General features: G+C 67.6%; 21 protein-coding genes and 1 pseudogene. 15 read left to right on the forward strand and 7 right to left on the reverse strand.

Annotated features, from left to right (window positions below; translation table 11 throughout):
* Positions 1 to 47 precede the first annotated feature (47 nt).
* Both A5708_RS20600 and holA read left to right on the forward strand, forming a co-directional pair.
* On the forward strand, positions 48 to 1,544 hold the full coding sequence (locus A5708_RS20600) for a ComEC/Rec2 family competence protein (RefSeq protein ID WP_065030395.1): 1,497 nt from the start codon (positions 48 to 50) through the stop codon (positions 1,542 to 1,544).
* A gap of 64 nt (positions 1,545 to 1,608) precedes the next feature.
* On the forward strand, positions 1,609 to 2,577 hold the full coding sequence (holA, locus tag A5708_RS20605) for a DNA polymerase III subunit delta (protein ID WP_065030396.1): 969 nt from the start codon (positions 1,609 to 1,611) through the stop codon (positions 2,575 to 2,577).
* Positions 2,578 to 2,608: 31 nt separating this feature from the next.
* On the opposite strand, the gene rpsT is transcribed toward holA, so the two are convergent.
* A complete protein-coding gene (rpsT, locus tag A5708_RS20610; protein WP_007769864.1) occupies positions 2,609 to 2,869 on the reverse strand; it encodes a 30S ribosomal protein S20 in 261 nt (86 codons plus the stop codon).
* 144 nt (positions 2,870 to 3,013) lie between these two features.
* On the opposite strand from rpsT, the gene A5708_RS20615 reads away from it, so the two are divergent.
* The 4 genes from A5708_RS20615 (at position 3,014) to A5708_RS20630 (ending at position 7,300) form a co-directional block, all read left to right on the forward strand.
* Complete coding sequence (locus A5708_RS20615) at positions 3,014 to 4,696, forward strand: circularly permuted type 2 ATP-grasp protein (protein ID WP_065030397.1); 1,683 nt, start codon at positions 3,014 to 3,016, stop codon at positions 4,694 to 4,696.
* Entirely contained in the window at positions 4,696 to 5,673 is a 978-nt protein-coding gene (locus tag A5708_RS20620) for an alpha-E domain-containing protein (RefSeq protein WP_065030398.1), read from the forward strand. Before A5708_RS20615 ends, A5708_RS20620 begins: the two co-directional genes overlap by 1 nt.
* Positions 5,673 to 6,512 (forward strand): transglutaminase family protein, encoded by an 840-nt coding sequence (locus A5708_RS20625; RefSeq protein ID WP_065030399.1) that lies wholly within the window; start codon positions 5,673 to 5,675, stop codon positions 6,510 to 6,512. Before A5708_RS20620 ends, A5708_RS20625 begins: the two co-directional genes overlap by 1 nt.
* A 182-nt stretch (positions 6,513 to 6,694) precedes the next feature.
* Entirely contained in the window at positions 6,695 to 7,300 is a 606-nt protein-coding gene (locus A5708_RS20630; RefSeq protein ID WP_419538347.1) for a hypothetical protein, read from the forward strand.
* On the opposite strand, the gene A5708_RS20635 is transcribed toward A5708_RS20630, so the two are convergent.
* Positions 7,279 to 8,121 (reverse strand): ribonuclease Z, encoded by an 843-nt coding sequence (locus tag A5708_RS20635; protein WP_065030401.1) that lies wholly within the window; start codon positions 8,119 to 8,121, stop codon positions 7,279 to 7,281. The genes A5708_RS20630 and A5708_RS20635 overlap by 22 nt on opposite strands.
* A gap of 157 nt (positions 8,122 to 8,278) precedes the next feature.
* On the opposite strand from A5708_RS20635, the gene A5708_RS20640 reads away from it, so the two are divergent.
* A complete protein-coding gene (locus A5708_RS20640) occupies positions 8,279 to 8,707 on the forward strand; it encodes a CBS domain-containing protein (RefSeq protein ID WP_065030421.1) in 429 nt (142 codons plus the stop codon).
* Positions 8,708 to 8,797: 90 nt separating this feature from the next.
* Here the strand turns inward: A5708_RS20640 and A5708_RS20645 are convergent, their stop codons facing one another.
* Entirely contained in the window at positions 8,798 to 9,400 is a 603-nt protein-coding gene (locus A5708_RS20645) for a type II toxin-antitoxin system PemK/MazF family toxin (RefSeq protein WP_065030402.1), read from the reverse strand.
* Between A5708_RS20645 and lepA the strand changes: the two are divergent.
* The 3 genes and pseudogenes from lepA (at position 9,382) to A5708_RS20660 (ending at position 12,929) form a co-directional block, all read left to right on the forward strand.
* Positions 9,382 to 11,389, forward strand: a pseudogene (gene lepA / locus A5708_RS20650) (translation elongation factor 4). The gene A5708_RS20645 and the pseudogene lepA sit on opposite strands and share 19 nt — an antisense overlap.
* Positions 11,390 to 11,391: 2 nt before the next feature.
* Entirely contained in the window at positions 11,392 to 12,150 is a 759-nt protein-coding gene (locus A5708_RS20655; RefSeq protein ID WP_065030404.1) for a sensor domain-containing protein, read from the forward strand.
* 143 nt (positions 12,151 to 12,293) lie between these two features.
* Positions 12,294 to 12,929, forward strand: a complete 636-nt coding sequence (locus A5708_RS20660; RefSeq protein WP_231117967.1) for a sensor domain-containing protein — start codon at positions 12,294 to 12,296, stop codon at positions 12,927 to 12,929.
* A gap of 9 nt (positions 12,930 to 12,938) precedes the next feature.
* On the opposite strand, the gene A5708_RS20665 is transcribed toward A5708_RS20660, so the two are convergent.
* Positions 12,939 to 14,978 (reverse strand): glycoside hydrolase family 15 protein, encoded by a 2,040-nt coding sequence (locus A5708_RS20665; protein WP_065030422.1) that lies wholly within the window; start codon positions 14,976 to 14,978, stop codon positions 12,939 to 12,941.
* A gap of 122 nt (positions 14,979 to 15,100) precedes the next feature.
* Here A5708_RS20665 and A5708_RS20670 point away from each other — a divergent pair, with 122 nt between their 5' ends.
* From A5708_RS20670 to A5708_RS20690, 5 genes are all read left to right on the forward strand, one after another.
* Positions 15,101 to 15,295: a hypothetical protein gene (locus A5708_RS20670; RefSeq protein ID WP_065030406.1), complete on the forward strand. Its 195-nt coding sequence runs from the start codon at positions 15,101 to 15,103 to the stop codon at positions 15,293 to 15,295.
* A gap of 334 nt (positions 15,296 to 15,629) precedes the next feature.
* Positions 15,630 to 16,661, forward strand: a complete 1,032-nt coding sequence (locus tag A5708_RS20675; RefSeq protein ID WP_065030407.1) for a sulfate ABC transporter substrate-binding protein — start codon at positions 15,630 to 15,632, stop codon at positions 16,659 to 16,661.
* Positions 16,658 to 17,530: a sulfate ABC transporter permease subunit CysT gene (gene cysT, locus A5708_RS20680; protein ID WP_065030408.1), complete on the forward strand. Its 873-nt coding sequence runs from the start codon at positions 16,658 to 16,660 to the stop codon at positions 17,528 to 17,530. The genes A5708_RS20675 and cysT overlap by 4 nt, the downstream gene beginning before the upstream one ends.
* Positions 17,527 to 18,345 (forward strand): sulfate ABC transporter permease subunit CysW, encoded by an 819-nt coding sequence (gene cysW, locus A5708_RS20685; protein ID WP_065030409.1) that lies wholly within the window; start codon positions 17,527 to 17,529, stop codon positions 18,343 to 18,345. Before cysT ends, cysW begins: the two co-directional genes overlap by 4 nt.
* A gap of 8 nt (positions 18,346 to 18,353) precedes the next feature.
* Positions 18,354 to 19,448: a sulfate/molybdate ABC transporter ATP-binding protein gene (locus A5708_RS20690; protein ID WP_155766102.1), complete on the forward strand. Its 1,095-nt coding sequence runs from the start codon at positions 18,354 to 18,356 to the stop codon at positions 19,446 to 19,448.
* 31 nt (positions 19,449 to 19,479) lie between these two features.
* On the opposite strand, the gene A5708_RS20695 is transcribed toward A5708_RS20690, so the two are convergent.
* The 3 genes from A5708_RS20695 to A5708_RS28045 form a co-directional block, all read right to left on the reverse strand.
* Entirely contained in the window at positions 19,480 to 20,223 is a 744-nt protein-coding gene (locus A5708_RS20695; RefSeq protein WP_065030410.1) for a phosphoadenylyl-sulfate reductase, read from the reverse strand.
* On the reverse strand, positions 20,220 to 21,887 hold the full coding sequence (locus tag A5708_RS20700) for a nitrite/sulfite reductase (RefSeq protein WP_065030411.1): 1,668 nt from the start codon (positions 21,885 to 21,887) through the stop codon (positions 20,220 to 20,222). Before A5708_RS20700 ends, A5708_RS20695 begins: the two co-directional genes overlap by 4 nt.
* A 115-nt stretch (positions 21,888 to 22,002) precedes the next feature.
* A complete protein-coding gene (locus tag A5708_RS28045) occupies positions 22,003 to 22,128 on the reverse strand; it encodes an Ms4527A family Cys-rich leader peptide (RefSeq protein ID WP_415623558.1) in 126 nt (41 codons plus the stop codon).
* Positions 22,129 to 22,202: the final 74 nt, after the last annotated feature.

The raw sequence follows: 22,202 nt of genomic DNA on the forward strand, positions 1-22,202 counted from the left end.
CGGTGGTTCCTTCCGGACCGGGCGAATCGCCTTCCGGGCATGTCGATGTGCGCCTGGTGCCGGCGGCGCTGACCTGTTGGGCGGTGACCGCCGCCGGGATCTGGTGGCCGGTCGGCCGGCTGCTCGCCTGGTGCTGCCTCGCGCTCGTCGCCGCGTCCGGTGTGCTGGCATGGTGCGCCGCGCACCGGTCCGGCCGAACGGCGCGGCTGCGGGCGCTCGGCGCCGGGCTGGCCGCGATCGGCGTGGTGGGCGCGGGATACGGCTTCGCCATCGGGCTGCGCGCCGACGCTGTCGTTCACCACCCGATCACCGCGGCCTTCGGCAGCAGCACCCCGGTCACCGTCACGCCCACCGAGAGCCCGATGGCGTTGGGCGCCGGCCGGTTGATCTTCAAGGCCTCCCTGCAACGTCTGCGCGAGGCCCGGACATCGGGCCGGGTCGTCGTTTTCGCGCGCGCCTCGGACTTCGGCGCCGTGATGGTGGGCCAGCCGGTGCAGTTCACCGCGCGCATCACCCGGCCGGCCCGTCGCGACCTGACGGTCGCGGTGCTCAACGCCTCGGGCCGGCCGACCATGGGCACCGCGAGCGCCGTGCAGCGCGCCGCGCACGGGGTGCGCCGCCGGTTCGCGGCCGCGGTCCGCGACACGCTGCCCGGCGAGCAGGCGGCGATGTTGCCCGCGCTGGTGCTCGGTGACACCTCCGCGGTGCCGAGCGCCACCAGCCGCGACTTTCGCGCGGCCGGGATGACGCACCTGATGGCCGTGTCGGGCGCCAACGTGACGATCGTGTGCGCCGCCGTGCTGTTCTCGGCCCGGTTGATCGGTCCCCGCGCGGCCGTCGCCCTCGCCGCGCTGGCGCTGGTGGCCTTCGTCATCGTCGTGCAGCCGACGGCGAGTGTGGTGCGGGCGGCGGTGATGGGTGCCATCGCACTGGTGGGAATGCTGTCTTCGCGTCGGCGCCAAGCCATTCCGGCCCTGGCCGCCACCGTGCTGGTGCTGCTGGCCGTCGCGCCCGCGCTGGCCGTCGACGTGGGATTCGCGCTGTCGGTGGTCGCCACCGCCGCGCTGATCGTCGTCGCGCCGGTGTGGTCGCGGCGCCTGGTGGCGAAGGGATGGCCCAAGCCGCTGGCCGACGCGCTCGCCGTCGCCTGGGCCGCGCAGGTGGTGACCGCGCCACTGGTCGCTGCGATCTCGGGCCGATTCAGCATGGTTGCCGCGCTCGCGAACCTCGTCGTGGCCGCCGTGATCGCGCCGATCACGGTGCTCGGCACCGCCGCGGCGGCGCTCTGCGCGGTGTGGCCGGCCGCCGCGCGGCTGCTGATCCGGTTCACCGGTCCCGAGTTGTGGTGGGTCAACGGGGTCGCCCGCTGGGCGGCCAACCTGCCCGGCGCGACCCTGCCGGTCCCGGAGGGCCTGCCCGGCACGCTGATCGTCGGCGGTGTCTCGGTGCTCGCGGTGGTGCTGTGGCGGTGGCGGCCATTCCGCCTCGGGACCGGAGTGGCGGCGCTGACCGGGCTGGCCTGGGCGCTGTCCGCACTGGGCTGAGGCGGGTCGTCGTCCGGCCGGATCCCCGAGCGTCGTAGTCGGTGGGGCGTGACACCATCGTGGGGTGAGCGAGGTTTCGCCGTTGCACCTGGTCCTGGGAGACGAGGAACTGCTGGTCGAGCGGGCGGTGGCCGACGTGCTGCGGTTGGCGCGGAAACGGGCCGGCACCGACGACGTTCCGGTCAACCGGATGCGCGCAGGCGATGTCAGCACGTATGAGCTCGCCGAGCTGCTGAGTCCGTCACTGTTCGCCGACGAGCGCATCGTCGTGCTGGAGGCCGCGGCCGAAGCGGGCAAAGACGCTGCCGCGGTGATCGTTTCGGCCGCGAACGACATGCCGACGGGTGTGGTGCTCGTGGTGGTGCACTCGGGCGGTGGCCGGGCCAAGGCGCTGGCCACCGAGCTGCAGTCGCTCGGTGCCGAGGTGCATACGTGCGCGCGGATCACCAAACTCAGCGAACGCATCGACTTCGTCCGCAAGGAGTTTCGCGGCTTGCGGGTCAAGGCCGACGAGGAGACGGTGACCGCGATGCTGGATTCGGTCGGTTCCGATCTGCGGGAGCTGGCCTCCGCCTGCTCGCAGTTGGTCGCTGACACCGGCGGGGCGGTCGACGCCGCCGCGGTGCGCCGATACCACAGCGGCAAGGCCGAGGTGAAGGGCTTCGACATCGCGGACAAGGCGGTGGCCGGCGACATCGAGGGCGCCGCCGAGGCGCTGCGGTGGGCGATGATGCGGGGGGAGCCGTTGGTGGTGCTGGCGGATGCGCTGGCCGAGGCGATCCACACGATCGGCCGGGTCGGCCCGCTCTCGGGCGACCCCTACCGGCTGGCGTCGCAGCTCGGGATGCCGCCCTGGCGGGTGCAGAAGGCGCAGAAGCAGGCCCGGCGCTGGTCGCGTGACTCGGTGGCGACGGCGATGAAGGTGGTCGCCGCGCTCAACGCGAACGTCAAGGGGGCAGTGGTGGACGCCGACTACGCCCTGGAATCCGCGGTCAGGCAGGTCGCCGAACTAGCCGCCCAGCGCGGCCACTAGGGGCCGGCGGCGTCGGGTCCCGGTAGGGCCCTTAAATCTTGTTGAGGGCTTGCGCCAGCGCCGACTTCTTGTTGGCGGCCTGGTTCTTGTGGATCACGCCCTTGCTGGCCGCCTTGTCCAGCTTGCGGTTGGTCGACACCAGCAACTCGGCGGCCTTCTCCTTGTCGCCGGCGTGGGCGGCCTCGCGGAAGGCGCGGACAGCGGTACGCAGCGATGACTTCACCGACTTGTTGCGCAGGCGAGCGCGCTCGTTCGTCTTGTTGCGCTTCTGCTGCGACTTGATGTTGGCCACGCTGGAGTTCCTTCTTCGATTAGACGTTTTGTGGGTCGCCGGATACCACCACAGCGATTGCCCAGGTTATCAGTGAGTTACGTTTTCTCCCAAAACGGGAACACGTGGGCTGCCAGAACGTCGACTTGAGGCAGCATCTGAACAGTGAGTCTTACGAACCAGCTTGACCACAGCAAGCGGGGTTTTCGCGCTGCGCGTTCTGAGCGCATTTTCGGCGGCTACAACATGTCGTCGGACGCCTACGACATGGCGTTCGACGAGATGTTCGATGCCCAGGGCGCCGTCCGCGGACCCTACAAAGGTATTTACGCCGAGCTTGCGCCATCGGACGCCTCGGAGCTGAAAGCTCGCGCCGAAGCGCTATCCCGCGCCTTCCTCGACCAGGGGATCACCTTCTCGCTATCGGGCCAGGAACGGCCATTCCCGCTGGACCTGGTGCCGCGGGTCATCTCGGCCGCCGAGTGGACCCGGCTGGAGCGCGGCATCACCCAGCGGGTCAAGGCGCTCGAGATGTATCTCGATGACGTCTACGGTGACCAGGAAATTCTGAACGACGGCGTCATTCCGCGCCGCCTGATCACCTCCTGCGAGCATTTCCACCGCCAGGCGATGGGCATCGTCCCGCCCAACGGCGTGCGGATCCACGTCGCCGGCATCGATCTGATCCGCGATGAGAAGGGCGTCTGGCGGGTCCTCGAGGACAACCTGCGCTCGCCGTCGGGTGTGTCCTATGTCATGGAGAACCGCCGCACCATGGCCCGCGTCTTCCCGAACCTGTTCGCCACCCATCGGGTGCGTGCGGTCGACGACTACGCCCCGCACCTGCTGCGGGCGTTGCGCAACTCCGCGGCCACCAACGAGGCCGACCCGACGGTGGTGGTGCTGACCCCGGGCGTCTACAACTCGGCCTATTTCGAGCACTCACTGCTGGCCCGCCAGATGGGCGTCGAGCTGGTCGAGGGGCGCGACCTGTTCTGCCGCGACAACCAGGTGTACATGCGCACCACCGAGGGCGAGCGTCAGGTCGACGTCATCTATCGGCGCATCGACGACGCTTTCCTGGACCCGCTGCAGTTCCGCGCCGACTCGATGCTGGGCGTCGCGGGTCTGGTCAACGCGGCCCGCGCCGGCAACGTCTCCATCTCCAGCGCCATCGGCAACGGCGTCGGCGACGACAAACTCGTCTACACCTACGTCCCGACCATGATCGAGTACTACCTGGGCGAGAAACCGTTGCTGGCCAACGTGGAGACGCTGCGCTGCTGGCTCGACGACGAGCGTGAAGAGGCGCTGGACCGCATCGACGAGCTGGTCATCAAGCCGGTGGAGGGTTCCGGCGGCTACGGCATCGTGTTCGGTCCGGAGGCCTCCGCGAAGGAGCTCGCCGCCATCGCCAAGAAGATCCGTGAAGATCCCCGCAGCTGGATCGCGCAGCCGATGATGGAGCTCTCCACCGTGCCGACGCAGATCGGCAACACGCTGGCGCCGCGGTACGTGGATCTGCGGCCGTTCGCGGTCAACGACGGTGACGACGTGTGGGTGCTGCCCGGCGGGCTGACCAGGGTGGCCCTGGTCGAGGGGTCGCGGGTGGTCAACTCCAGCCAGGGCGGTGGCTCCAAGGACACCTGGGTGTTGGCGTCCAGGGCGTCCGGGAGCGACCATGAGCTCGGCGCGGCGGAGGTGGTGCGGTCATTGCCCGCGTCCATGCCGGACCCGCTCGAAGACTCGCCGCGGCTGACGTCCCTGACCTCTCAGCAGCCGCAGCCCACCGACCAGCCGCAGCGAGAGAAACCCAAGCAACAGCAACAACAAAAGGCGGTGCGCTGATGCTGGCACGTAATGCCGAGGCGCTCTACTGGATCGGCCGCTACGTCGAGCGCGCGGACGACACCTCACGGATCCTGGACGTCGCACTGCACCAACTGCTCGAGGACTCCAGCGTCGACCCCGACCAGGCTTCGCGCCTGCTGCTGCGGGTGCTCGGCATCGACCCGCCAGATCACGAGCTGGATGTCTGGTCGTTGACCGACTTGGTGGCCTACAACATCAACACTCAAGGCGGCTGCTCGATCGTCGACGCGATAACCGCAGCGCGAGAAAATGCCAAGTCGGCGCGCGAGGTGACATCCAGCGAAATCTGGGAATGCCTCAACACCACCTACCACGCCCTGCCCGAACGCGAAAGTGCCGCCAAACGGCTTGGGCCACATGACTTCTTGTCATTCATCGAACGACGGGCGGCAATGTTCGCCGGGTTGGCCGATTCGACGCTGTCCCGCGACGACGGCTACCGGTTCATGGTCCTGGGCCGGGCGATCGAACGTGTGGACATGACGGTGCGGCTGTTGCTGTCCCGGGTCGGGGACAGCGCTTCGTCGCCCGCGTGGGTGACGCTGTTGCGTTCGGCGGGTGCACACGACACCTATTTGCGCATCTACCGCGGTGTGCTGGACGCGGGCCGGGTGGTCGAGTTCATGTTGCTGGACCGGCTGTTTCCACGCTCGGTGTTCTACTCGCTACGGCTGGCCGAGCACAACCTCGACGAACTGGTCCGCAACCGGCAGAGCCGGATCGGGGCCACCGCCGAGGCGCAGCGGCTGCTCGGACAGGCCCGCAGCGAATTGGAGTTCGTGGAGCCGGGCGTGTTGCTGGAGACGCTGGAAAGCCGTTTGGCGGGTCTGCAACGGACCTGTCGTGACGTCGGCGAAGCGTTGGCGGCGCAGTACTTCCACGTGACGCCGTGGGTGGCGTGGTCGGACGCCGGCCGGCAACCCCAAATGGTCAGCAGGAAAGGGGACGGCTGATGTGGCGGCTGCGGGTGGTGCACACCACGGGATACGCCTACCAGTCGCCGGTGACCGCCTCCTACAACGAGGCCCGGCTGACCCCGCGGTCGAACACCCGGCAGAACGTCATCCTCAACCGCGTCGAGACCATCCCGGCGACGCGGTCCTACCGCTACATCGACTACTGGGGCACCGCGGTCACCGCGTTCGACTTGCACGCTCCCCACACCGATCTCACGGTCATGTCGTCTTCCGTCGTCGAAACCGAACGCGCTGAGCCACTCTCGGCGGAGGTGGGCTGGAGCGACCTGCAGTCCGAGGCCGTGATCGATCGCTACGACGACCTGCTGCGTCCCACCGACCACACCCCGGCCAGCAAGCGGGTGGCGTCGGTGGGCAAAAAGATCAGCAAAACCCACGATCCGGCTGAAGCCGTTGTCGCCGCTGCCAATTGGGTGCGCAACGAAATCGAGTACCTTCCCGGGACCACCAGCGTGGCCTCCTCGGGGCTGGACGCGCTGAAAGAGGGCAAGGGCGTCTGCCAGGACTTCGTCCACCTATCACTGATGTTGTTGCGCAGCATGGGTATTCCGGCGCATTACGTCTCGGGCTACCTGCATCCCAAACGTGAAGCGGTCGTGGGGGACACCGTGGACGGGCGAAGCCACGCCTGGATTGAGGCGTGGACGGGAGCGTGGTGGAGCTATGACCCCACCAACGACACCGAGATCACCGAGCAGTACGTGGGCGTGGGCGCGGGCCGCGATTATGCCGACGTCTCGCCGTTGAAGGGCATCTACTCCGGGGAGGGCGCCACCGACCTCGACGTGATCGTGGAGGTGACCCGGCTCGCCTAGCCGGGGCGCAAAAGCCGTCCTCGGTGAGCCGATGCGGCGATACCGTTGCTCCGATGAGCGATTCAGCCGACGGCGCGGCCCGGCGCGACGCGAACCGACCCAGGCGTGGGGGGTCGCCCCTGGCGGCGCTATCCCTGGTCTGCATCGGGCTGCTCATCGGCGGGATCACCATCGGGGTCGCCGTGGGCGGTGTCATGCCGTTGCCCTACGGCCCGCCGAGCGCGGTCGTCAGCTACGTCCGGGCCCAGCCGACCGCCGTGCGCATCATCGCGGTTGCGACGTTCGCGTCGTCGGTGCCGCTGGCGCTCTACGCGGCGGTCGCGGCCGCCCGGTTGCGCCGGCTCGGGGCCGGCGCCGGGTCGGCCGCGGTCGCGCTGACCGGCGGCGCCCTGGCCGCCGGTGCGCTCGGCCTGGCCGGACTGCTGGGTTGGGCGTTGTCGATACGCGACGTCGCGGCGAATGCCGCGGTGGTCAGGGCGCTCTACCTGCTGGTGTTTCTCACCGGCGGCCCTGGGCACATCGTGGCGTTGGGCCTGCTGGTCGGCGCCCTCGCGGTGCCCGGCGACAGATTGCTGCCCCGGCCGATCGCCCGGATCGGTGTGGCGACGGCCGGTCTCGCCGAAGCGACGACGGCGGTGCTGGTCTGGCCGGCGCTTGGCGTCATCCTGCCGATCGCGCGGGTACTGGCGCTGACGTGGCTGATGGTGGCAGGGGTCGCACTATCCTTGCGGCGCAACGAACTTGGGCGACCCGGTGAGCCGCGGCGTCACGAAGGCGGGTCGACCTGAACCCGGTGCAGGTCGTCACCGAGTTCGATGCGCCCACCGAACTGCGCGGCCGCCAGGGCCCGCCACTGTTCTTCCTGGCCGGGCACCAGCGCCGGCACGTAGTGCGTCATGACCAGGGTGCCCACCCCCGCGCGGGCCGCGGTGGTCGCCGCTTCCTCAACCGACGAGTGGTAGTCACAGATGTCCTGCAGCCGCTGCTGGGGAATGTTGGCGACGATGTCCTTGCGGATGACGGTATGCACCAGCGCGCCGGCGCCCGCCGCCAGCTCGTCCAGGCCGGCGCACGGGACGGTGTCGCCGGCGAGTACCACCGAGGCGCCCCGGTAATCGATCCGAAAGCCGATGGTCGGGGCGACCGGCCGGTGATCGGTGGGCGCCACCCGGATGGTTATCCCGTCGCGGTCCCAGGCGGCGCCCTCGGTGTATTCGTGGACGTCCACCGCCGGCGGCTCATTGATGTCGCTGTGATGGGCGATCCGGTAGCCGATGTCGTGCCGGAACGCGTTCAGCGTCGCCGCGACCGCCTCGGCGGTGCCGGGCGGTCCGATGATCGGCAGCGGCGCGGGATCGGGGGCGAAGGTGCTGATCCACCGAGTGATGAGGACGTCGCCGAGGTCGCCGATGTGGTCGCTGTGCAGGTGGGTCAGCAACAGGGCAGTCAACCCGGCCGCGCCCACGCCGACCGCGGCCGCGCGCTGCAGCACGCCACGCCCGCAGTCGACCAGGAACGTCTGGCCGCCGGCCCGCACCAGCGTGGACGGTCCGGCTCGGTTCGGATCGGGGATCGGACTTCCGGTTCCCAGCAGGGTGACCTCGATCATGGGCCCATCTTGCAAGCCCGCGGCGGCCGTAGTGGCCCGATCGGCGGGTTTCACCGTTTGGACACGATCTGTTTGCAGCTTCTCTTAGTGGCTTTTCCGCCGCGCGAGTTCGCCGTAGCCTGATGTGAAGCGGATCACAACCCGGCTGGAGGCCTTGATGCGGATAGCGGACGTCTTGCGGAACAAGGGCGCGGCGGTGGTGACCATCAACCCGGACGCGACGGTTCGCGAGCTGCTTGCGGGGCTGAGCGAGCAAAACATCGGCGCCATGGTCGTGGTCGGCGACGAGGGTGTGGTCGGCATCGTGTCGGAGCGCGACGTCGTTCGCCAGCTGCACACGCACGGCGCCAGCGTGCTGTCCCGCCCGGTGTCCAAGATCATGACGTCGATGCTGGCCACGTGCAGCAAGACTGACGAGGTCGACGCCATCAGCGTGTTGATGACCAAGAACCGGGTGCGGCACGTGCCGGTGCTGGACGGCAAGAAGCTGATCGGCATCGTCAGCATCGGTGACGTGGTCAAGACCCGGATGGAAGAGCTCGAGGCCGAACAGCAGCAGCTGCAGTCCTACATCACCCAGGGCTGATTGCCCGGACGCGGACCAGCTTCCCTCGCCGAACGTGCACTCACGGCGAAAGTTTTCGCGTTTTCCCGCCCGGAGTGCGCGCTCGGCGCATCAGCGCCAGGAGTAGTCGGCCCGCAGCCGGGCGGCCACCGCATCGAAGATCTCGCGGTCCAGGATGGCACCCTCGCGGCGAATGCCCTCTTCGGGCACGTCGAGCACCCGGTCGAGTCGGACCCAGCTTGGCCTTCCCTCGTAATCCCAAGGGCCGGAACCGATTCCGATCCAGTCGTGATCCGTGGCGTGACGGTCCTGGCTGGACACCATCAGCCCCAGCAGGACGCTGCGGTCCCGTCCCACCACCAGGACGGGGCGGTCCTTGCCGCGGGTCGGGTCGTCCTCGTAGACCACCCATGTCCAGACGATCTCGCCGGGATCGGCCCGGCCGTCCAGGCTCGGCGCGTACACCAGCTTGCGGGCGCGATGCGCGGTCGGGAGGCTGCCGCTGGTCACCGGCCGGCCGGTGACGGGCGCCTCGGCAGGGGGCGGCGCGACCGCGGCGATGACGTTTGCGGTGATCCGCACGGCCTGCTGCAATTCGCGCAGCACGCTCTGGGAATTCTGTACCTGCCGGACCAGGCGCGGAGCCCCGTTGAACACCAGATTCTCCGCGAATCGCTGGAACGTCTTCCACTGGGATTTCCGGGGAGACGCCATATTCGCAGCATAGACGCGAGCGGCGGGCTGCGACTGTGTCCAAGTAGGTCGCGGCGGCCCTATCTGGATACGCTGGACATACCCGCGAACCGGCCCGGAAACGGCCGCGACGCACCCCGTCAAGCTTGCACGCACCAGGAGATTCCCATCAGCAGTTTCGCCGACAAGACCTTCACTGCGCCGGCGCAGATTCGGAATTTCTGCATCATCGCTCACATCGACCACGGCAAGTCCACGCTGGCCGACCGGATGCTCCAGCTCACCGGCGTCGTCGACGAGCGGTCCATGCGCGCCCAGTACCTGGACCGGATGGACATCGAGCGCGAGCGCGGGATCACCATCAAGGCCCAGAACGTGCGCCTGCCGTGGCGGGTCGGCGACACCGATTACGTGCTGCACCTGATCGACACCCCGGGCCACGTCGACTTCACCTACGAGGTGTCCCGCGCCCTGGAGGCCTGCGAGGGCGCGGTGCTGCTGGTCGACGCCGCGCAGGGCATCGAGGCGCAGACCCTGGCCAACCTCTACCTGGCGCTGGACCGCGACCTGCACATCATCCCGGTGCTGAACAAGATCGACCTGCCCGCCGCCGACCCGGACCGCTACGCCGCCGAGATCGCCCACATCATCGGCTGCGAGCCGGGCGACGTGCTGCGCGTCTCGGGCAAGACCGGGGACGGCGTCGCCGACCTGCTCGATCACGTGGTGCGCGAGGTGCCGCCCCCGCAAGGCGTCGCCGACGCGCCGCTGCGCGCCATGATCTTCGACTCGGTCTACGACATCTACCGCGGTGTGGTGACCTACGTCCGGGTGGTGGACGGCAAGATCACGCCGCGCGAACGCATCGCGATGATGTCCACCGGCGCCACGCACGAACTGCTCGAGGTCGGCATCGTCTCGCCCGAGCCGAAGGCCAGCGACGGCCTGGGCGTGGGAGAGGTGGGCTACCTGATCACCGGCGTCAAGGACGTGCGCCAGTCCAAGGTGGGTGACACGGTGACGGCGGCCCGGCACGGCGCCACCGAGGCGTTGACCGGATACCGCGAACCCAGGCCGATGGTCTACTCGGGCCTGTATCCGGTGGACGGCTCCGATTATCCGGTTCTGCGCGATGCTCTGGACAGGCTGCAACTCAACGACGCGGCGCTGACCTACGAGCCGGAGACGTCGGTGGCACTGGGCTTCGGATTCCGTTGTGGCTTCTTGGGTCTGCTGCACATGGAGATCACCCGGGAGCGCCTGGAGCGAGAGTTCAACCTGGACCTGATCTCGACGTCGCCCAACGTCGTCTATCGCGTGGTCAAGGAGGACAACACCGAGATCGTGGTGACCAACCCGTCGGACTGGCCGGAAGGCAAGGTCCGCACCGTTTACGAGCCGGTGGTCAAGACCACGATCATCGCGCCCAGCGAATTCATCGGCACCATCATGGAGCTGTGCCAGTCGCGCCGCGGCGAGCTGGGCGGCATGGATTACCTGTCACCCGAACGGGTCGAGCTGCGCTACACCATGCCGCTGGGCGAGATCATCTTCGACTTCTTCGACTCGCTGAAGTCGCGCACCCGCGGCTACGCGAGCCTCGACTACGAGGAGGCCGGCGAGCAGGAGGCGCAACTGGTCAAGGTCGACATCCTGCTGCAAGGCGAGGCCGTCGACGCGTTCAGCGCGATTGTCCATAAGGATGGAGCGTCTGCGTACGGCAACAAGATGACCGCCAAGCTCAAAGAGCTGATCCCGCGCCAGCAGTTCGAGGTCCCCGTCCAGGCCGCCATCGGATCGAAAATCATTGCGCGCGAAAACATTCGCGCGATCCGCAAGGACGTGTTGTCCAAGTGCTACGGCGGTGACATCACCCGTAAACGCAAGCTTCTGGAAAAGCAGAAGGAAGGCAAGAAACGGATGAAGACCATCGGCCGCGTCGACGTGCCGCAGGAGGCGTTCGTCGCGGCGCTGTCCGCCGACGCCGTGGGGGACAAGGGCAAGAAGTAGCCATGCGGATACGGGGGATGGCGACGATGCTGATGGCGGTCGCCGCGTTGGCGACGGGCTGCGGTGGGGTGGTGGCGGGCACGGCGAAGCCGGCACCGAATCTGAAGCCGCAACCGCTCAGCGGCGCGACGGTCAAACAGGTGCTCCTCGACGGCCCCACGCTGTCGCGGATGCTCAATCAGACGTTCGTGGCGCGGGACCCGGCCGAATTCGGCGGGCCCGAAAAGCTTTATCAGGTCAAGCGATCGATGTCGCAGGCCGGTTGCCTGGGCGTGACGGCGATGCTGCAGCAAGGTGTCTACCAATCCGCCGACGTGAAAGACGTCGCGTCGGAATCGTGGTGGAACAACGGCGAGCCGGCGCAGGTGATCGTGGTCGAGGAGGGCGTGGTCACGCTTCCGTCGCCCGCACAGGCCCAGGCGCTGTTCGCGCAGTTCTCCCAGCAGTGGCAGCAGTGCAACGGCATGACGACGTCGGAACAGAGCGGCCCGATCAGCACCACGAACGTCATCAGCGATGTCCGCACCACGGATTCCACCATCGCGGCCACCAAAACCGCGACGTCGGTCCTGCCCAACATGCCGCCCCTGCGGCCCACCCCGCAGGCACGCGCGATCGGCATCCGGTCGAACTGCCTCGTCGAGGTTCAGGTGGTGTTCTTCGGCGGGCGACGGTCCTCCGACCCGGGATCGGCCGACATCGATTCCAGTGCCATCGACGTCGCGCACGCCCTGATGGACAGAGTCAGCGCCCTGGGCTGACGTCACGCCGGGCGTCGGGAAGGGCAAGGAGTCGAGTGAAAAGTAGCTGGCGCCCACCGGCCGCATTGATTGCGGCGCTGCTGGCGAGTGGCTGCACCGAAACTACCGCTGGCACAGCAGGTCTGGCGCAAAACGTCGAGCGGGTGCCAGCCATCAAACGGGCCCTGTTCGACGGTACCGCGCTGGCAGGGCTGCTCAACCAGCCGTTCCAGGCCTACCCGCACTACTCGGAGTTCGGGGGCATCGACAAATTGGGAACCAGTTGGGATAACGGGCAGCCCGCCGACTGCATCGGAGTCGTTCACCTGATGCAGCGGGGCCCATATGGCTCTGCGCCGATACAACACACGGCCGCCGAAATGTGGGTGCACAAAGGTGATTCCGTGAAGGTCGACAGCGTCCAGGAAGGCATCGTCGCGTTGCGGACGGACGCGGATGCCACCGCGTTGTTCGCCAGGTTCACCGCGCAATGGCAGAGGTGCGACGGGACCACGCTGACCGTGGAGCCCGTCGATGTATGGGGTTCGGACGCCATCTCCGGCGTACGCGTCCTGGATTCGGTTGTCGCGGCAACGGTTTCGATGGGATCCGGCACACACTCAGCATTGAACGCTATCCCCACGGCCCGGGCCCTCGGCGTCAAGGGACCCTACTTGGTCGAGGTCACGGTCGACTTCATTCCCAATTCCAGTCCGGGAGATGCGGGGAACGGCGACATCAACACCACCGCCGTCGCCCTCACCCACGGGCTCATGGACAAGCTCAGCGCCCGCGGCTGACGCGGCCTTCTACATCGGCGCGTTCGCGGGCTGGAACATCCCGGAGCCGTCGGCTTCCTCCTCGGCGCGGATGACGTGCACCACGGCGTTGATCAGCGCCAGGTGGGTGAACGCCTGCGGGAAGTTGCCCAGCTGCCGACCGGTGCGCGGTTCGATCTCCTCGGCGTAGAGGTGCAGCGGGCTGGCGTAGGACAGCAACCGCTCACACAGTCGCTTGGCGCGGCGCACCTCTCCGATCTCGACGAGCGCCGAAACCAGCCAGAACGAGCAGATCGTGAAGGTGCCCTCCTCGCCGGACAGCCCGTCGTCGGTCTCCTCGACCCGGTACCGCAGCACCAGGCCCTCCTGGGTGAGTTCGTCGGCGATCGCCAGGACGGTGTTTCGCACCCGCGGGTCGTCGGGCGGCAGGAACCGCGTCAGCACCACCAACAGCAGCGAGGCGTCCAGCGCGTCGCTGCCGTAGCGCTGGGTGAACACCCCGCGTGAGTCAACGCCGTGCGTCAGGATGTCGTCCTTGATCTCCTCGGCGATCGCCCGCCACTGCTGGGCGTAGCTCTTCTCGCCCTGCCGCTCGGCCAGCTTGGCCCCGCGGTCGAGCGCCACCCAGCACATCACCTTCGACGACGTGAAGTGCTGCGGTTCCCCGCGCACCTCCCAGATGCCGCGGTCCGGCTCGCGCCAGTGCTTGATCGCCTCTTCGACCTGCTTCTTCAGCACCGGCCACAACGTCTCCGGAACCTGCTCGCGTGACTTGGCGTGCAGGTAGAAGGAATCGAGGATGGAGCCCCAGATGTCGTGCTGGATCTGGTCGTAGGCGCCGTTGCCGATCCGCACCGGGCGGGCATGGTCATAGCCGGACAGGTGGTGCAGCTCTTCTTCGACCAGGCTGCGCTCGCCGCCCACGCCGTACATGACCTGCAGCGGGTGCCGTTCGTTGTGGTTGGCGCCGGAGACGTCGGCGATGAACGCGAAGAAGTCGTCCGCCTCGCGGTCCAGCCCCAGGGTGTACAGACCCCACAACGCGAACGTCGAGTCGCGCACCCAGGCGTAGCGGTAATCCCAATTACGTTCACCCTGAGGCGTTTCCGGCAGCGAGGTGGTGCTGGCGGCCAGCAAGGCGCCGGTGGGCGAGTAGGTCAGGCCCTTCAACGTGAGAGCGCTGCGCTGCAGGTACGCCCGCCACGGGTGGTCCGGGAAGTTGCCGATGTTGATCCACTGCCGCCAGCACTCGGTGGTCTGCCACATCTTGTCGGCGGCCTCTTGGTACGTCTGCGGCGCCGGGTGCTTGGTCCAGCTCAGGGCGACGAACACGTCGTCGCCCTCCTTCATCCGGGTGCGCGCGCGTGCCTCGCGCCCCTCCAGCCCGATCCGCAGATTGCTGGTGAGCCGCAGCGTCGGGTGGGCGTCGGGTTCCCTGGTGGCGCGTGCGACGGCCTCGCCGTACGCGTTGGCGGAGTACTCCCAGGCGGCGCCGACGCGGTGGTAGTCGAACGCGGGCTCGCAGCTCATCATCAATTCGACGGTGCCGCTGACGCAGCGCACGGTGCGCAGCAGGATGTGCTCGGCATCCCAGTCCATCGGGGTGCGCCGATGCGTCCGCGACCGCCGCTCCAGGTCGTGCCAGGGGCCCATGACCAGCGCGTCACGCACGATCAGCCACCCGGTGTGGGTCTGCCAGGTGGTCTCCATGATGAGGCTGCCGGGAAGGTACCGGCGGGCCGACGGCACCGAGACGCCGTATGGCCCGAGCCGGAAATGACCGGCGCTGCGGTCCAAGATCGCGCCGAACACACTGGGGGAGTCCGGCCGGGGCACGCACAGCCATTCCACCGACCCGGCCGGGGAGATCAGGCAGGTGGTTTCCCAGTCCGACAGGAACGCGTAGTCGGCGATCGGCGGGAAAGGGTTCCGTAAAGCGGCGCTGGGAGCGAGGGGCCCGGCCGTGCGCAAATCGATGGACGACGACATCGACGCGGCGGAGGCGGCTTGATATGCGTCCTCGGGCACGGCGTCGGCCGGCTGGTCTTCGGGTTGGGCATGCAGAACCATCTGGACATCATCGCTGCTCAGCGGTCTCGCGTCCAACGTTTCGGTGAGGTGGCGTGGCGCGCGCCCAACCGCCGATTTTCACACATTGGTCTTCGACAGCCGGGCCGAATAGGGTGAGCTCCGTGAACGCGTTCCTCAACTGGTGGGACGGCAACGAGCTGTGGCTTTCGGGACTTCCTTTCGTCCTGCAGGCCATGGTGGTGATGCCGGTCGTGCTGGTGGTGGCCTACGCCGCGGCGGCCGTGCTGGATGGCGTGCTCGGCAGGGGTATCGAGCTGATGCGCCGTGCTCGCCACGCCGACGGGACGCCCGAGTAACGCCCATGCCTCGGTCACATGTGACGCTGATTCTCGCCATCTTGGTGGCGCTGGTGGTCGTGACGTGGTTGGTGACGCACTTGATGCACCACTAGCCGGTGCCCCCGTTTGCTCAGCCACCGCCGCGGTGGCGGCAATCGCAATTCCTGTTAGGCTTCCCGCCATGCGCGTGGCATTCGGCATTCCGGGGTGCTATGCCTTCGTGCACTGTTGTCGCTGACTCCCAAACCCGTACGCGGTCTGGTCTGGAGTTTTCGAATTCTCCTGAAGTTCTAGGTGCCTATCCGCAGAAACGGGACCGAAATCCCATACGTTTCGCATCGGAAGGCCCTCAATGGACATCAGGACCGCATCGCACTGGCGGCCCGTCCTCACCCTTGCCCTGATTGCTGGCCTCATCGCCGGATGCCACGGCGGGGCCAGCGATGCCGTCGGCGGCGGGGGGCTGTCCGACGCGCGCACCAGCATCACGCTGGTCGCCTATTCGGTCCCAGAACCGGGGTGGAGCAAGATAATTCCGGCGTTCAATGCCTCCGACGAGGGCAAGGGTGTGCAGGTGGTCACCTCCTACGGGGCCTCCGGTGACCAGTCCCGCGGCGTCGTCGACGGCAAACCGGCCGACGTGGTGAACTTCTCGGTCGAACCGGACATTGCTCGACTGGTCAAGGCCGGCAAGGTTTCCAAGGACTGGAATACCGACGCCACCAAGGGAATTCCGTTCGGCTCGGTGGTGACGCTGGTGGTGCGGAAGGGTAATCCGAAGCACATCAAGGATTGGGATGACCTGTTGCGGCCGGGCGTCGAGGTCATCACGCCCAGCCCGCTGAGTTCCGGATCGGCCAAGTGGAATCTGCTCGCGCCGTACGCCGTCAAGAGTGCAGGCGGCGCACACAGCGACGCCGGGGTGGATTTCATCAAGAAGTTGGTGACCGAGCACGTCAAGCTGCGTCCCGGATCGGGGCGGGAAGCCACCGACGTCTTCGTGCAGGGCAGCGGTGACGTATTGATCAGCTACGAGAACGAGGCCATCGCCACCGAGCGGGCGGGAAAGCCGGTCGAGCACATCAACCCGCCGCAGACCTTCAGGATCGACAATCCGGTGGCCGTGGTCAACACCAGTCCGCACCTGGATGCCGCCGTCGCCTTCAAGAACTTCCAATACACGGCCGCGGCTCAAAAGGTCTGGGCGCAGGCCGGTTTCCGCCCGGTCGATCCCGCCGTCGCCGCCGACTTCCGAAGCCAGTACCCGGTGCCGGCGAAGCTGTGGACCATCGCCGACCTGGGCGGCTGGGCCACCGCGGATCCGCAGCTGTTCGACAAGAACACCGGCAGCATCACCAGGATCTACACGAAGGCCACCGGATGACGGCCATCACGCCGGACCCGCTGGCGATCCGGCCCGAGCTCAGCGGTGACACGCCACCGGCACCGCTTCCCGGGCGAGGCCGCGGGACCACCGCCCTGCGGGTCGGGGCAGCCACGGTGTGGCTGTCGGTAATCGTGCTGCTGCCGCTGGCGGCGATCGCCTGGCAATCCGCGAGCGGTGGCTGGAACGCCTTCTGGCTGGCGGTCTCCTCGAATGCCGCGCTCGAGTCGTTCCGGGTGACCCTGACGATCTCAGCCGGCGTCACCGTGCTCAACCTGGTCTTCGGCCTGGTGATCGCGTGGGTGCTGGTGCGCGACGCCTTTCCGGGCAAGCGGCTTGTCGACGCGATCATCGACCTGCCGTTCGCGCTGCCCACCATCGTCGCCAGCCTGGTGATGCTGGCGCTGTACGGCAACAACAGCCCCGTCGGCCTGCACCTGCAGCACACGTCATGGGGTGTGACGGTGGCGTTGGCCTTCGTCACGCTGCCGTTCGTGGTGCGCGCCGTCCAGCCGGTGCTGCTGGAATTGGATCGCGAAACCGAGGAGGCGGCGGCGTCGCTGGGTGCCAGTGGCCCGAAGATCTTCACCTCCGTGGTGTTGCCATCACTGCTGCCGGCGTTGTTATCCGGTGCGGGCCTGGCGTTCTCACGGGCGATCGGCGAGTTCGGCTCCGTGGTACTCATCGGCGGTGCCGTACCGGGCAAGACCGAAGTGTCGTCGCAGTGGATACGCACACTGATCGAGAACGACGACCGCACCGGGGCCGCCGCAATTTCGATTGTGCTGTTGGCCATTTCGTTTGTCGTGCTGCTCATCCTGCGGATCGTGGGCGGGCACGCGGCCAAGCGAGAGGAGCTGTCCGCATGACATCGTCTGCGGGAGTGCGCTATTGGTTGCGGTTCATCGCGCTCGGATACATCTTCGTGCTGCTGGTCGTTCCGGTGGCGTTGATCCTGTGGCGGACTTTTCAGCCCGGACTCGGCCAGTTCTACGCCTGGGTGAGCACCCCCGCCGCGATATCGGCGCTGAACCTGACGCTGCTGGTGGTGGCCATCGTGGTGCCCCTCAACGTAGTCTTCGGAATCCCCACGGCATTGGTGCTCGCGCGCAACAGGTTTCGCGGCAAGGGCGTACTGCAGGCCGTCATCGATCTGCCGTTCGCGGTCTCGCCCGTCATCGTGGGCGTCGCGTTGATCGTGCTGTGGGGGTCGGCCGGTGCGCTCGGGTTCGTGGAGCAGGATCTCGGATTCAAGATCATCTTCGGCCTGCCCGGAATCGTGCTCGCCAGCATCTTCGTCACGCTGCCGTTCGTCGTGCGCGAAGTGGAGCCGGTGCTGCACGAGCTGGGTACCGACCAGGAGGAGGCGGCGGCCACCCTGGGTTCGGGCTGGTGGCAGACCTTCTGGCGGATCACCCTGCCGTCCATCCGGTGGGGTCTGACATACGGAATCGTGTTGACCATCGCACGTACCCTGGGGGAATACGGTGCCGTGCTCATGGTGTCGTCGAACCTGCCGGGGAAGTCGCAGACACTGACATTGCTTGTCTCCGACCGCTACAACCGCGGCGCGGAGTACGGCGCCTACGCACTGTCCACGCTGTTGATGGGAGTTGCCGTGCTGGTGTTGGTTTTCCAGGTGGTGCTTGACGCCCGCCGCGCACGAGCGGCCAAACAGGCCTGACGAGGGGAATGATCGTGACTGACGCCGGTACCAACCGCGACGACCTCGCCATCATCGTGCGTGACGCCAACAAGCGTTATGGCGATTTCGTCGCCCTCGACCATGTGGACTTCGTCGTGCCCACCGGCTCGCTGACGGCCCTGCTGGGTCCCAGCGGTTCGGGCAAATCGACCCTGCTGCGCACCATCGCCGGCCTCGACCAGCCCGACACCGGAACCGTCACGATCTACGGGCGTGACGTGACCCGGGTGCCGCCGCAGCGCCGCGGCATCGGGTTCGTGTTCCAGCACTACGCGGCGTTCAAGCACCTGACCGTCCGCGACAACGTGGCCTACGGCCTCAAGGTCCGCAAACGGCCCAAGGCCGAGATCAAAGCCAAAGTCGACAACCTGCTGGAAGTGGTGGGGCTGAGCGGGTTTCAGGCCCGCTACCCCAACCAGCTGTCCGGCGGCCAGCGACAGCGGATGGCGCTGGCGCGCGCGCTGGCCGTCGATCCGCAGGTGCTGCTGCTCGATGAGCCGTTCGGAGCGCTGGACGCCAAGGTGCGTGAGGACCTGCGGGCGTGGCTGCGGCGCCTGCACGACGAGGTGCACGTGACCACGGTGCTGGTCACTCACGACCAGGCCGAGGCACTGGACGTCGCCGACCGGATCGCGGTGCTGAATCAGGGCCGCATCGAGCAGATCGGATCCCCGACCGATGTTTACGACGCCCCGGCGAACGCGTTCGTGATGTCGTTCCTCGGCGCGGTGTCCACCCTGAACGGAACCCTGGTGCGGCCGCACGACATCCGGGTGGGGCGCAATCCCGAGATGGCGATCGCCGGCGGGGACGGCACCGCAGAGTCCGTCGGGGTGGTGCGCGCCGTGGTCGACCGCGTGGTCACGCTGGGTTTCGAGGTGCGGGTCGAGTTGACCAGCGCCGCCACCGGCGGGTTCTTCACCGCCCAGATCACGCGCGGCGACGCCGAGGCGCTGGCGCTGCGCGAGGGGGACACCGTCTACGTGCGTGCCACCCGGGTTCCGCCGATCGCCCTTGAGGCGGCAGCCGCCGCTCGCCGGGCCGATCAGGCCGAGGACGAGAACACGCTGACGTCGGCCTGACGGCCGGATTCATCCCGTCGCGCGGCGTTCGCTACGACGCGTGCAACCCGCATTCGGTCTTGGCCCGTCCCTGCCAGCGTCCGCTGCGCGGGTCGGCGCCCGCCAGCGGTTTGGCGGTGCAAGGGGCGCAACCGATCGACGAATAGCCGTCGTACATAAGCGGATTGACCAGCACACCGTGCTCGTCGATGTAATTCTGCACGTCCTCGTCGGACCATTCGACCAGCGGGTTGACCTTCACCAGCTTGAAGCCCTCGTCGAATCCGACCACCGGGGCGTTGGCGCGCGCCGCGGTCTCACCCCGGCGCAGCCCGGTCACCCAGGCGGAGTATCCGCGCAGCGTCTTGCCCAGCGGCTCGACCTTGCGCAGCCGGCAGCACTCACCGGGGTCCCGCGCGAACAGGTCCTTGCCCAGCGTTTTGTCCTGCTCGGCGACGCTCTGCTCAGGCGTGACGTTGAGCACCCGGATGTCATACACGGACTCGATCGCGTCCCGGGTGCCGATGGTCTCCACGAAGTGATAGCCGGTGTCCAAAAACACCACCGGAACGCCCGGACGCGCCTTGGCCGCCAGGTCGATCAACACGGCCTCCTGCATGCTGGAAGCCACCACGTAATTGCAGGTGGCCCAGCCGCGCGGTCCGTTGATGCCGCCGAACGTCTCGTTGGTCCAACGCAATACGTCGGCGGCGCTGGCACCCTCCAGCTCGGCCGCCCCGCGGGCGGCAAGCGCCCGCAGTTCGGCTTCTGGAAGTTTGGTTGTTCGTTCGCTCATCGCAAATCGTCCTCGTCTGCCCTCATAGCCCACTGTGCGAAACGTTCACCCTCGCCGCGATATTTCAGGAAGTTGCGTGTGACCCGCTCGATGTAGTCGCCGAGCTCGTCGCTGGTGACCTTGTGCTGGCGCAGTTTTCGACCAAAGCCGCTGTCCAGGCCCAGGCTGCCGCCCAGGTGCACCTGGAAGGCCTCGACCGAGCCGCCCTCACCGTCGTCAACCATCTGGCCCTTGAGTCCGATGTCGGCGACCTGGATGCGGGCGCACGAATTCGGACAACCGTTGATGTTGACGGTGATCGGCACGTCGAGCTGCTCGTTGAGGTCCGCGAGTCGGCTTTCCAGGTCGGGCACCAAAGACTGCGCCTTGACCCGGGTTTCGGCGAAGGACAACTTGCAGAACTCGATCCCCGTGCACGCCATCACATTCCGGCGCCAATGCGACGGCCGCGACTGCAGGCCCAGCGCCTCCAGGCCGGCGATCAGCTCGTCGAGCTTGTCGTCGGGCACGTCGAGGATGACCAGCTTCTGATAGGGGGTGAGCCGGATCCGGTCCGAGCCGGCCCGCTCGGCGAGGTCGGCCACCGCGGTGAGGATGGTGCCCGACACCCGGCCTGCGATCGAGGCGACGCCCACCGCGTTGAGGCCGTTCTTGAGCCGCTGCACGCCCACGTGGTCGATCGGGTGCTTCAGCGGCTCGGGAGCCGGGCCGTCGATCAGCGGACGCTGGAGGTACTCGGTTTCCAGGACCTCGCGGAACTTCTCGATCCCCCAGTCCTTGATGAGGAACTTCAGCCGCGCCTTGGACCGCAGCCGCCGGTAGCCGTAGTCGCGGAATATCGAGGTCACCGCGTTCCACACCTCGGGCACCTCTTCGAGCGGCACCCAGGCGCCGACCCGCTGGGCCAGCATCGGGTTGGTCGACAGCCCGCCACCGACCCACAGGTCCAGCCCCGGGCCGTGCTCGGGGTGGTTCACGCCGATGAACGCGATGTCGTTGACCTCGTGCACCACATCCTGCAGGCCCGAGATCGCGGTCTTGTACTTGCGCGGCAGGTCGGCGAAGTCGGGCTGACCGATGTAGCGGCGCGCGATCTCCTCGATCGCCCAGCTGGGGTCGAGCACCTCGTCCAGCGACTCGCCGGCCAGCGGTGAGCCCAGGATCACGCGGGGGCAGTCACCGCACGCCTCGGCGGTCTGCAGTCCGACCTCGGCCAGCCGCCGCCAGATCTCGGGGACGTTCTCCACCTCGATCCAGTGGTACTGCACGTTCTCGCGGTCGGTGATGTCGGCGGTGTCGCGGCCGAATTCGGTGGAAATCTGCCCCACGGTGCGCAGCGCGGCCGCCGACAGCGCGCCGCCGTCGCACCGCACCCGCATCATGAAGTATCTGGCTTCCAGCAACTCGGCGTTGTCGTCGCCGGTGAACGTGCCGTCGTAGCCCTGTTCGCGCTGCGTGTACAGGCCCCACCAGCGGAAACGGCCCCGCAGGTCGCTCTTGTCGATGCTGTCGAAACCGTTCTGGGCGTAAACCGTCTCGATGCGCTCCCGCACGTCCAGCGGGGCGCCGGCCTGCTTCATCTCTTCGTTCGGGTTCAGCGGCTCACGATTTCCCAGTGCCCACTGGCCCTCGTTACGGGGCTTTGCGGCTCGGGCGGTGGTCATCGGAAGTTCTCTCCTCTAAAAAGATCGCCAGCGCGGCCAGCGCAGTTCACCGGCACTTTCGGGCGGCGCGGAACCGTCGGCCAGCTGGAGACGCAGGGGGCCTGGGTCTACCACGTCAGGGCAGACAGATACAGCTGCAAACGCGCTTGAGATCAATGTGCCGTCGAGCCACGAGCACAATGTGCGGGCTGGGCTGGTCGACAGTCACGCCACCATTGTGCCATGGATGCCGAAGGGCCATGCGAGCAGGTCAAATCTTGGCTCACGGTGATTAAAACTACCGACCAAGTCTGGGAGATCCCCCTGGGAAAGCCT

It is taken from the genome of Mycobacterium colombiense, from assembly GCF_001672755.1.
GTDB lineage: Bacteria > Actinomycetota > Actinomycetes > Mycobacteriales > Mycobacteriaceae > Mycobacterium > Mycobacterium colombiense_C.